1 protein-coding gene and 5 rRNA genes are annotated in these 12,098 nt (G+C 49.6%); all 6 read right to left on the bottom strand.

The features are described 5' to 3' along the window. Window positions 1-688 (bottom strand): 23S ribosomal RNA (locus DYD62_RS18765); the annotation flags it as partial. Between the two features lie 304 nt (window positions 689-992). After that, a 16S ribosomal RNA gene (locus tag DYD62_RS18760) occupies window positions 993-2,526 on the bottom strand. A gap of 949 nt (window positions 2,527-3,475) precedes the next feature. After that, window positions 3,476-3,589: ribosomal RNA gene (rrf, locus tag DYD62_RS18750) — 5S ribosomal RNA — on the bottom strand. 135 nt (window positions 3,590-3,724) lie between these two features. Next, window positions 3,725-6,612: ribosomal RNA gene (locus DYD62_RS18745) — 23S ribosomal RNA — on the bottom strand. 304 nt (window positions 6,613-6,916) lie between these two features. Beyond that, window positions 6,917-8,450 (bottom strand): 16S ribosomal RNA (locus tag DYD62_RS18740). Window positions 8,451-8,839: 389 nt separating this feature from the next. Then, window positions 8,840-11,674 (bottom strand): glycosyl hydrolase family 18 protein, encoded by a 2,835-nt coding sequence (locus tag DYD62_RS18735; protein WP_115228893.1) that lies wholly within the window; start codon window positions 11,672-11,674, stop codon window positions 8,840-8,842. Window positions 11,675-12,098: the final 424 nt, after the last annotated feature.

The raw sequence follows: 12,098 nt of genomic DNA, 5'->3' as shown, positions 1-12,098 counted from the left end.
GATAGATCACTTGGTTTCGGGTCTACGCCCAGCAACTATGCGCCCTATTCGGACTCGGTTTCCCTACGCCTCCCCTACTCGGTTAAGCTTGCTACTGAACGTAAGTCGCTGACCCATTATACAAAAGGTACGCAGTCACCCCATTTTTCAAGGGCTCCCACTGTTTGTATGCATCCGGTTTCAGGTTCTATTTCACTCCCCTCCGGGGTTCTTTTCGCCTTTCCTCACGGTACTGGTTCACTATCGGTCGATGATGAGTATTTAGCCTTGGAGGATGGTCCCCCCATCTTCAAACAGGATTTCTCGTGTCCCGCCCTACTTGTCGCATGCTTAGTACCAACCAATCTTTTTCGTGTACGGGGCTATCACCCACTGTCGCCAGACTTTCCAGACTGTTCCATAAAGTTTGATTTATCACATGCAGGCTCTTCCCATTTCGCTCGCCACTACTTTGGGAATCTCGGTTGATTTCTTTTCCTTCGGCTACTTAGATGTTTCAGTTCGCCGAGTTCGCTTCTCATGACCTATGTATTCAGTCATGGATGACCCAAAAGGGCCGGGTTTCCCCATTCGGATATCACGGGATCAATGCTTATTTGCCAGCTCCCCCGTGCTTTTCGCAGGCTAACGCGTCCTTCTTCGCCTATCATCGCCAAGGCATCCACCAGATGCACTTAGTCGCTTGATCCTATAACCTCAAACACGTATCAACAAAGTTAATACAATTCGAAGTATCTGATTTCGCTTTGTTTGCGACATCGATTATTCAGTTCTGACTTCGAACAATCGATTTTGATACAATCTACCCTTATTTATTTCTAAATTTGAGTATTACTTCTTCTATTTTTTTAAAGATCAAGTTACTGTCTTGCTGATTTTAGAAACCAGAATAAATGTGACTTTATTAAATCACATCAATTCTGAATCCTAATCAACAATCCCTAAACCTACAGTCGATGAGTGTGAGTACTCAATCCAAAAGTCTTCTCTTGAAAGGAGGTGATCCAGCCGCAGGTTCCCCTACGGCTACCTTGTTACGACTTCACCCCAGTCATGAATCCCACCGTGGTAAGCGGCCTCCTTACGGTTAGCCTACCTACTTCTGGTGAAACCCATTCCCATGGTGTGACGGGCGGTGTGTACAAGGCCCGGGAACGTATTCACCGCGACATGCTGATCCGCGATTACTAGCGATTCCGACTTCATGGAGTCGAGTTGCAGACTCCAATCCGGACTACGATCGGTTTTATGAGATTAGCTCCACCTCGCGGCTTGGCAACCCTCTGTACCGACCATTGTATGACGTGTGAAGCCCTAGCCATAAGGGCCATGAGGACTTGACGTCATCCCCACCTTCCTCCGGTTTGTCACCGGCAGTCTCCTTAAAGTGCCCAACTAAATGGTAGCAACTAAGGACAAGGGTTGCGCTCGTTGCGGGACTTAACCCAACATCTCACGACACGAGCTGACGACAGCCATGCAGCACCTGTGTATTGGTTCCTTGCGGCACTCCCCAATCTCTCAGGGATTCCAACCATGTCAAGGCTAGGTAAGGTTTTTCGCGTTGCATCGAATTAATCCACATCATCCACCGCTTGTGCGGGCCCCCGTCAATTCCTTTGAGTTTTAGCCTTGCGGCCGTACTCCCCAGGCGGTCTACTTCACGCGTTAGCTGCGTTACTAAGGAACGAATTCCCCAACAACTAGTAGACATCGTTTAGGGCGTGGACTACCAGGGTATCTAATCCTGTTTGCTCCCCACGCTTTCGTGCATGAGTGTCAGTATTAGCCCAGGGGGTTGCCTTCGCCATCGGTGTTCCTCCGCATCTCTACGCATTTCACTGCTACACGCGGAATTCCACCCCCCTCTGCCATACTCTAGTTGACCAGTTTGCAATGCAATTCCCAGGTTGAGCCCGGGGCTTTCACATCACACTTAATCAACCACCTGCGCACCCTTTACGCCCAGTAATTCCGATTAACGCTTGGACCCTACGTATTACCGCGGCTGCTGGCACGTAGTTAGCCGGTCCTTATTCTTCCGGTACTGTCATCCCCAATGGATATTAGCCACTAGGATTTCCTCCCGAACAAAAGCGCTTTACAACCCGAAGGCCTTCTTCACGCACGCGGCATTGCTGGATCAGGCTTGCGCCCATTGTCCAAGATTCCCCACTGCTGCCTCCCGTAGGAGTCTGGACCGTGTCTCAGTTCCAGTGTGGCGGATCGTCCTCTAAGACCCGCTACAGATCGTGGCCTTGGTGAGCCTTTACCTCACCAACTAGCTAATCTGATATCGGCCGCTCTAATAACGAGAGGTCTTGCGATCCCCCTCTTTCCCCCTCAGGGCGTATGCGGTATTAGCTATCCTTTCGGATAGTTATCCCCCATTACTAGGTACGTTCCGATATATTACTCACCCGTTCGCCACTCGTCAGCGGTGCAAGCACCCTGTTACCGTTCGACTTGCATGTGTAAAGCATGCCGCCAGCGTTCAATCTGAGCCAGGATCAAACTCTTTAGTTTAATCGCTAAGCTAGTACTTACTGGCTTACTTTATTCAGAGCAACCATCGCTGGTTGCTCCTTACTCATGTAAGCACTTGTTTCGCTTCCGAATCAAGCACTCACACTCATCGACTGTATTTTTTTAAAGATCGTTCTCGCTACCTGCATCACTCCGTTTCCGTGTGTGCTGCAGCGAGAGGCCGAACTATACCGGCGGGGCCCCATTCGGTCAACACCCTGAGCAAGATAAAACGAAGTAAGTCGCTAAGTGATTGATTTTAAGTAAATCTATTTTTCTATATTTCAGCCACACACACTCAAGCCAAAGACTCGCCGCAACCAAATTACTTTCATTTCCGTGAAATAATCATGCATTTAGAAACTTTATCGTTTCGTTAGACAATGGAAGTCCAGCGTCATCGCTCCCGGCAGCAAGCAGAGCTTGTTCCGCCGGCCTTTACACCTAGCGAGGCTTGCCAACCTTGGAGCCACGAACACGTCGAAATCAATGGCGTGTTTCAGACTGTCAATCAGCGTCCAAATGTTGCCAGTTTGGCAGTCCGTTTTTTTCCCGTTTTTCGCTATTTAAACCAGAACAAATCATTTCCCGTTTCAAGTATTTCACAGCAATGCGTTGTCCAGTCCAGCAGCGCCAGTAGCTGCACAAACCAGAGTGGTATTGGACGCCGATTAATAAACTGAATGACTAGAGCCCTTAATGTGGCTCAAAGAAACGCTGGAAAAACGGCCAATCTGGCCGAATAGTCGGATTGATGAATTGCTACCGCTACGCGGCCAATTCACATCAGAGCGCCCAACCAGGTTGTCACGCTGGACACATACGGTTTATCGCGTAACCCAACACGCAAACCTCTGGTGCTTATCGTTAAGCTACAGCGCGCATTTCTTCCGCGCAAAGCAAAACCCCCGCCTCTTTCGAGTACGGGGGTCTTGGTACGGCTTAGGGTGTCTGGCAATGACCTACTTTCACACAGGTAATCTGCACTATCATCGGCGCTAAGGTGTTTCACTGTCCTGTTCGGGATGGGAAGGAGTGGGACCACCTCGCTATGGTCGCCAGACTTTAACGGGTTAACTCGTTGCACTTACTACTCTGCAACGCGTTCAGTTCAATAGAAGAAGTAATGTCTTACATTTCAAATCTAGTTTTCTAATCTGGGTAGATTATACCGTCGCACACACGCGCTTCAGGTTATAGGATCAAGCCTTACGGGCAATTAGTATCGGTTAGCTTAACGCATTACTGCGCTTCCACACCCGACCTATCAACGTCCTGGTCTCGAACGACCCTTTAAAAGGCTTAAAGCCTTGGGGAAATCTCATCTTGAGGCGAGTTTCGCGCTTAGATGCTTTCAGCGCTTATCTCTTCCAGATTTAGCTACCCGGCGATGCCACTGGCGTGACAACCGGTACACCAGAGATCTGTCCACTCCGGTCCTCTCGTACTAGGAGCAGCCCCCCTCAAATTTCCAACGCCCACTGCAGATAGGGACCAAACTGTCTCACGACGTTTTGAACCCAGCTCACGTACCACTTTAAATGGCGAACAGCCATACCCTTGGGACCGGCTACAGCCCCAGGATGTGATGAGCCGACATCGAGGTGCCAAACTCCGCCGTCGATGTGAACTCTTGGGCGGAATCAGCCTGTTATCCCCGGAGTACCTTTTATCCGTTGAGCGATGGCCCTTCCATTCAGAACCACCGGATCACTATGTCCTGCTTTCGCACCTGCTCGACTTGTCTGTCTCGCAGTTAAGCCGCCTTATGCCATTACACTATCAGTACGATGTCCGACCGTACCTAGGCGACCTTCGAGCTCCTCCGTTACAATTTGGGAGGAGACCGCCCCAGTCAAACTGCCTACCATGCACGGTCCCCGATCCGGATAACGGACCAAGGTTAGAACCTCAAAGGGGTCAGGGTGGTATTTCAAGGACGACTCCACACAGACTAGCGTCCATGCTTCAATGTCTCCCACCTATCCTACACAAACCACTTCAAAGTCCAATGCAAAGCTACAGTAAAGGTTCACGGGGTCTTTCCGTCTAGCAGCGGGGAGATTGCATCTTCACAAACATTTCAACTTCGCTGAGTCTCAGGAGGAGACAGTAGGGCCATCGTTACGCCATTCGTGCGGGTCGGAACTTACCCGACAAGGAATTTCGCTACCTTAGGACCGTTATAGTTACGGCCGCCGTTTACTGGGACTTCAGTCAAGAGCTTGCACCCCATCATTTAATCTTCCAGCACCGGGCAGGCGTCACACCCTATACGTCGTCTTTCGACTTTGCAGAGTGCTGTGTTTTTGATAAACAGTCGCAGCCCCCATTTCTCTGCGACCCATGTCAGCTCCAGCCGCAAGGGCCTTCACCTAATATGGGCTCACCTTCTCCCGAAGTTACGGTGATAATTTGCCGAGTTCCTTCTCCTGAGTTCTCTCAAGCACCTTAGAATTCTCTTCCTACCCACCTGTGTCGGTTTGCGGTACGGTCAATATAAGCTGAAGCTTAGAGGCTTTTCTTGGAAGCATAGGATCAATCACTTCAGTCCGAAGACTTCGTCGTCACGTCTCAGCGTTAAAGCAGCCCGGATTTGCCTAAGCCACACGCCTACTCGCTTAAACCCACTATTCCAACAGTGGGCTGACCTACCTTTCTCCGTCCCCCATCGCACTTTATATCGGTACGGGAATATTAACCCGTTGTCCATCGACTACGCATTTCTGCCTCGCCTTAGGGGCCGACTCACCCTGCGCCGATGAACGTTGCGCAGGAAACCTTGGGTTTTCGGTGTGCGGGCTTTTCACCCGCATTATCGCTACTCATGTCAGCATTCGCACTTCCGATACCTCCAGCATCCTTCTCAAGACACCTTCGCAGGCCTACGGAACGCTCCTCTACCATATGCACATCGTGCATATTCGCGTCTTCGGTTATCAGTTTGAGCCCGTTACATCTTCCGCGCAGGACGACTCGACCAGTGAGCTATTACGCTTTCTTTAAATGATGGCTGCTTCTAAGCCAACATCCTGGCTGTCTATGCCTTCCCACCTCGTTTTCCACTTAACTGATTATTTGGGACCTTAGACGGCGATCTGGGTTGTTTCCCTCTTGACCATGGACGTTAGCACCCACAGTCTGTCTCCCATGCTCGCACTTGACGGTATTCAGAGTTTGCCATGGTTTGGTAAGTCGCGATGACCCCCTAGCCATAACAGTGCTTTACCCCCGTCAGTGATACATGAGGCACTACCTAAATAGTTTTCGAGGAGAACCAGCTATTTCCAAGTTTGTTTAGCCTTTCACCCCTATCCACAGCTCATCCCCTAATTTTGCAACATTAGTGGGTTCGGACCTCCAGTGCGTGTTACCGCACCTTCATCCTGGCCATGGATAGATCACTTGGTTTCGGGTCTACGCCCAGCAACTATGCGCCCTATTCGGACTCGGTTTCCCTACGCCTCCCCTACTCGGTTAAGCTTGCTACTGAACGTAAGTCGCTGACCCATTATACAAAAGGTACGCAGTCACCCCATTTTGCAAGGGCTCCCACTGTTTGTATGCATCCGGTTTCAGGTTCTATTTCACTCCCCTCCCGGGGTTCTTTTCGCCTTTCCCTCACGGTACTGGTTCACTATCGGTCGATGATGAGTATTTAGCCTTGGAGGATGGTCCCCCCATCTTCAAACAGGATTTCTCGTGTCCCGCCCTACTTGTCGCATGCTTAGTACCAACCAATCTTTTTCGTGTACGGGGCTATCACCCACTGTCGCCAGACTTTCCAGACTGTTCCACTAAAGTTTGATTTATCACATGCAGGCTCTTCCCATTTCGCTCGCCACTACTTTGGGAATCTCGGTTGATTTCTTTTCCTTCGGCTACTTAGATGTTTCAGTTCGCCGAGTTCGCTTCTCATGACCTATGTATTCAGTCATGGATGACCCAAAAGGGCCGGGTTTCCCCATTCGGATATCACGGGATCAATGCTTATTTGCCAGCTCCCCCGTGCTTTTCGCAGGCTAACGCGTCCTTCTTCGCCTATCATCGCCAAGGCATCCACCAGATGCACTTAGTCGCTTGATCCTATAACCTCAAACACGTATCAACAAAGTTAATACAATTCGAAGTATCTGATTTCGCTTTGTTTGCGACATCGATTATTCAGTTCTGACTTCGAACAATCGATTTTGATACAATCTACCCTTATTTATTTCTAAATTTGAGTATTACTTCTTCTATTTTTTTAAAGATCAAGTTACTGTCTTGCTGATTTTAGAAACCAGAATAAATGTGACTTTATTAAATCACATCAATTCTGAATCCTAATCAACAATCCCTAAACCTACAGTCGATGAGTGTGAGTACTCAATCCAAAAGTCTTCTCTTGAAAGGAGGTGATCCAGCCGCAGGTTCCCCTACGGCTACCTTGTTACGACTTCACCCCAGTCATGAATCCCACCGTGGTAAGCGGCCTCCTTACGGTTAGCCTACCTACTTCTGGTGAAACCCATTCCCATGGTGTGACGGGCGGTGTGTACAAGGCCCGGGAACGTATTCACCGCGACATGCTGATCCGCGATTACTAGCGATTCCGACTTCATGGAGTCGAGTTGCAGACTCCAATCCGGACTACGATCGGTTTTATGAGATTAGCTCCACCTCGCGGCTTGGCAACCCTCTGTACCGACCATTGTATGACGTGTGAAGCCCTAGCCATAAGGGCCATGAGGACTTGACGTCATCCCCACCTTCCTCCGGTTTGTCACCGGCAGTCTCCTTAAAGTGCCCAACTAAATGGTAGCAACTAAGGACAAGGGTTGCGCTCGTTGCGGGACTTAACCCAACATCTCACGACACGAGCTGACGACAGCCATGCAGCACCTGTGTTCAAGTTCCTTGCGGCACTCCCCAATCTCTCAGGGATTCTTGACATGTCAAGGCTAGGTAAGGTTTTTCGCGTTGCATCGAATTAATCCACATCATCCACCGCTTGTGCGGGCCCCCGTCAATTCCTTTGAGTTTTAGCCTTGCGGCCGTACTCCCCAGGCGGTCTACTTCACGCGTTAGCTGCGTTACTAAGGAACGAATTCCCCAACAACTAGTAGACATCGTTTAGGGCGTGGACTACCAGGGTATCTAATCCTGTTTGCTCCCCACGCTTTCGTGCATGAGTGTCAGTATTAGCCCAGGGGGTTGCCTTCGCCATCGGTGTTCCTCCGCATCTCTACGCATTTCACTGCTACACGCGGAATTCCACCCCCCTCTGCCATACTCTAGTTGACCAGTTTGCAATGCAATTCCCAGGTTGAGCCCGGGGCTTTCACATCACACTTAATCAACCACCTGCGCACCCTTTACGCCCAGTAATTCCGATTAACGCTTGGACCCTACGTATTACCGCGGCTGCTGGCACGTAGTTAGCCGGTCCTTATTCTTCCGGTACTGTCATCCCCAATGGATATTAGCCACTAGGATTTCCTCCCGAACAAAAGCGCTTTACAACCCGAAGGCCTTCTTCACGCACGCGGCATTGCTGGATCAGGCTTGCGCCCATTGTCCAAGATTCCCCACTGCTGCCTCCCGTAGGAGTCTGGACCGTGTCTCAGTTCCAGTGTGGCGGATCGTCCTCTAAGACCCGCTACAGATCGTGGCCTTGGTGAGCCTTTACCTCACCAACTAGCTAATCTGATATCGGCCGCTCTAATAACGAGAGGTCTTGCGATCCCCCTCTTTCCCCCTCAGGGCGTATGCGGTATTAGCTATCCTTTCGGATAGTTATCCCCCATTACTAGGTACGTTCCGATATATTACTCACCCGTTCGCCACTCGTCAGCGGTGCAAGCACCCTGTTACCGTTCGACTTGCATGTGTAAAGCATGCCGCCAGCGTTCAATCTGAGCCAGGATCAAACTCTTTAGTTTAATCACTAAGCTAGTACTTACTGACTTACTTTATTCGGCACATCCATCGCTGAATGCACCTTACTCATGTAAGCACTTGTTTCGCTTCCGAATCAAGCACTCACACTCATCGACTGTATTTTTTTAAAGATCGCCTCGTCTGTGACATCACCGTGTTGCTGTGTGTGCTGCAGCGAGAGGCCGAAATATACGGCCCTAGGCCTGTGACGTCAACCACTAGCGTGCAATAAAATCGTAGCAATAGGCTAAGTGTTTGATTTGTAGTGTTATGCGTAACAGTATAAAACGCTTTGATTTATGGCGATTCATGAATCCAGAGTACAAAACAAAACCGCCACGAGAGACTCGTGGCGGTTTTGTTGGCTAAATACGCTTAAATTAAGCGGAACTCAGCGTTTGATGCCATACACTTTGCCGTTTGGCAGGGTGATGGTGATATTGCTTGGTACAGTCAGCGGCATAAACACACGCATGCCGATGGTGATGGTTTTGCCTGCGCTAAAGTCTGCAACGCCCCAGCCTGATTCTTTCATTGCATACGTTAAGCGATGGAAGCCATCTGGCAGACCGCCGACGTTGCCTGATTTGCTGCCGGCCGTAACTGCAGTCCATGTTCCACCACTATATATATCCACTAAGTTTTCAACACCATTGCCTGCTGGTGGATCGCTAGGCTTGAGGTATTGCGTTTCAGATGGAATCAGTGGTGTTGATGGTGCAACGTTAAACGCTACTTTCGCGCCGGTCAGGTCAACTTTAGAGTTGTTTTTCAGCTTCAGGCCAATTGCGAGTGGATAGTTATCATCGCCTTTAGGCTTGTAACCAACCATATCAACAGCCACATCTAGCAGTTCAGCAGGTTGAGCAAACTTCTCATCCCCTGCTTTGATGCCATATGGAGCCGCAGCACGCATTTTAGTAGCAGCCAACTTAGTCAGCGTGCTGCCCATAGAGTAATAACCCAAGCCATTTTCTGATGGCTTGCTGTAATCCCCTGCCATTTCCCAGAACATGATACCGCCAGCGCCCTGATCAATTGCATACTGAACTTTGGCAGCAAAGGATTGCTCATTCTCCGTGGACAAGAACACTTTGGTGGTTGGGTTCCATAACCAGGAAGATTTCGCCACATCATCGTAGTTTTCTTGATAAGTGCCACGTACTTTTGCTTCAGGGCGGCTTTGATCATGGCCGTACTGAGTAAAGTAAGGTGCACTCAGGCCATCTCGCAGATTATTTACGTGCCACAGTGGATTCACCCCTGCGTACATTTCATTGCCATCTGCATCTCGGTCAAACCACAGATTATCAATCCCCTGAGCGCCAAGGCCGCAAGGTGCGCCCGCTTTTGCACTCAAAGCATCAGGACCTAAATTACCACCGGTACCGAGGTAGCATTTTTTCTGATCGGCTAGAGCAGAAATACCCCACAGACCATTGGTGCCGCCCGTTACATTTTGCGAGCCACGGGTGTAGTACGGCAGGCCGATATTGATACGGCCACCTGCAAGCGCGGTGCGGAAGTATTTATAAGCCCAATCAATATTCAGATAGCCTTGCGAGTTGTAATAATGTGCATCGCCACCGGAATAAATTTTGGCATCGGCGATTTCATTATCTTTACCCGTGTCATACAGAGCGGCATTGTGGCCCACGAAGTGGTTCCATGCGCCGTGCAAGTCATAAGTCATCATATTGACGTAATCAAGATACTTAACGGCCTGCATGGCTTCCATACCGCGCAGCAAATAGCCTGATGATGGCGAAGCAATCGTCAGCATGTAGTACTTACCTTTTGCTGCGGAGGCTTTATCCAGCTCAGTGCGCAGTGTTTTGGTCAGGGCCATATAGCCTTTCCACAACTCACCACGGTGCGCATTGCCGATTTTCCAGTCTTCTGGATTACCCGCATCATTCATAGAAGTTGGGTATTCGTAATCTAGATCGATCCCATCAAAGCCATACTTCTGAAGGAACTCAACTGCAGACTTAGCAAAAATATCGATTCTGTCCTGACGAACCGCACCCGTGGCCGCATCATTCGTCAGCGCGTAATAACCACCGCTGACGGTCCGACCATCGGCATCGTTAAAGTAACCCCCTGTTTCTGCCCAGCCGCCCACCGACAACAGCAGCTTCACGCCCTTAGGCGCGTTTTTGTGCAGCATATTGAAGTGACCTTTGTACGGCAGGCTGTTATCCAGCGCGTATTTAGGATCACCTTTTTTATCATCAAACGTTATACCAACTGCGGAGTTCTTTGGATCTGCGGTGTTACCTACCGAAACTTGCCAATTGCTATCGATATGAGCAAAGGCGTAGTTCACGTGGGTAATGTCATTCCACGGGATATCGGCGGCCAGATAGGAGTTCGGGCCTGAATTACGCCAGTTAGTGAAGTAGCCGATCGAACGACGCTTCATATTATTTGGCAGCTTCTCACGACCATTCACATCGTACACATCGCAGTAAGGCACATTTGCAACGTCAGTAACCAAACCTTCAGGCTGACAAGCAACGCTTGGAGCTGGAGTAGGAACGGGTGTTGGAACCGGCGTTGGTACTGGTGTCGGTACTGGTGTTGGAACCGGTGTTGGGACAGGTGTCGGTACTGGCGTTGGAACCGGTGTTGGAACCGGTGTCGGCACTGGTGTTGGTGTTGGCGTAGAACCGCAAGCTCCCAGATCCAGCCAAGGCTTGCCTGCACCTACATTGCTGGACGGTACATCGCCCTGTGTCCACCACTGTGCTTTATAGTTGCGCCCTGCATAGGTCACACTTTGTCCACCCGAATAAGCGGTGGTTGACGACCATGCTAAAAAACAGCCCGCTGGAGTCGGTGCAGGTGTTGGTACTGGAGTTGGTACTGGAGTTGGAACCGGTGTTGGAGCTGGTGTTGGAACCGGTGTTGGAGCTGGTGTTGGAACCGGTGTTGGAACGGGTGTTGGTACTGGAGTGGGAACGGGTGTTGGTACCGGTGTTGGTACCGGCGTTGGAGCTGGTGTTGGTGTTCCACCAGCAATCAACTCCCAAGGCCCCCACTGCTCTGCGCCTGGCACATTGCCCTGCGTCCACCATTTAGCTTTCCAATCTTTCCCAGCATAGCTTACGGTCTGCCCGGCAGTATAAGTGCCGGAGGCCGTCCACGCGGGTGCAGAAAAAGCCTGAGCTGCAACAAAGGCGGCCGGAATGGCCGCCAGCATAAAGCGACTAAATTGCGACATAGTTTAACTCTCCATCCATCTTATGAATTGGCGTTATCTGTCAGTATCAAGTGGTATTGATACTGCAAATACGGATCTATTATTTTTGTAATAATTACGTAAGATAGCTATCTACAGAGTACTTCTGAAAACAACTAAATGATACGTAACTGAGATTAGCCACTAGCGTATTTACCATGTCAATAGTCTCTTCTCCTTTCACAAGCAGAAAAACAAACAAGCCCAGCCCAGATATAAAAAAACTACACAGCGCAGAATTTTTCTTTTCAGAACATCCAATACAAAAAAACACAACCATCTGAATTTTATCGATAATTCGAACAAAAAAATCTCTCAACGAAAGAAATGACATTCAAGCAATGTAGTTATACATCGACACTACATGTAGTTTAAATCAGAAAAAAAGAGGTTTTTTTGATACAAC

The organism is Iodobacter fluviatilis, from assembly GCF_900451195.1.
GTDB classification, from domain to species: domain Bacteria; phylum Pseudomonadota; class Gammaproteobacteria; order Burkholderiales; family Chitinibacteraceae; genus Iodobacter; species Iodobacter fluviatilis.
This window is presented reverse-complemented; position numbering and strand designations above follow the sequence as displayed.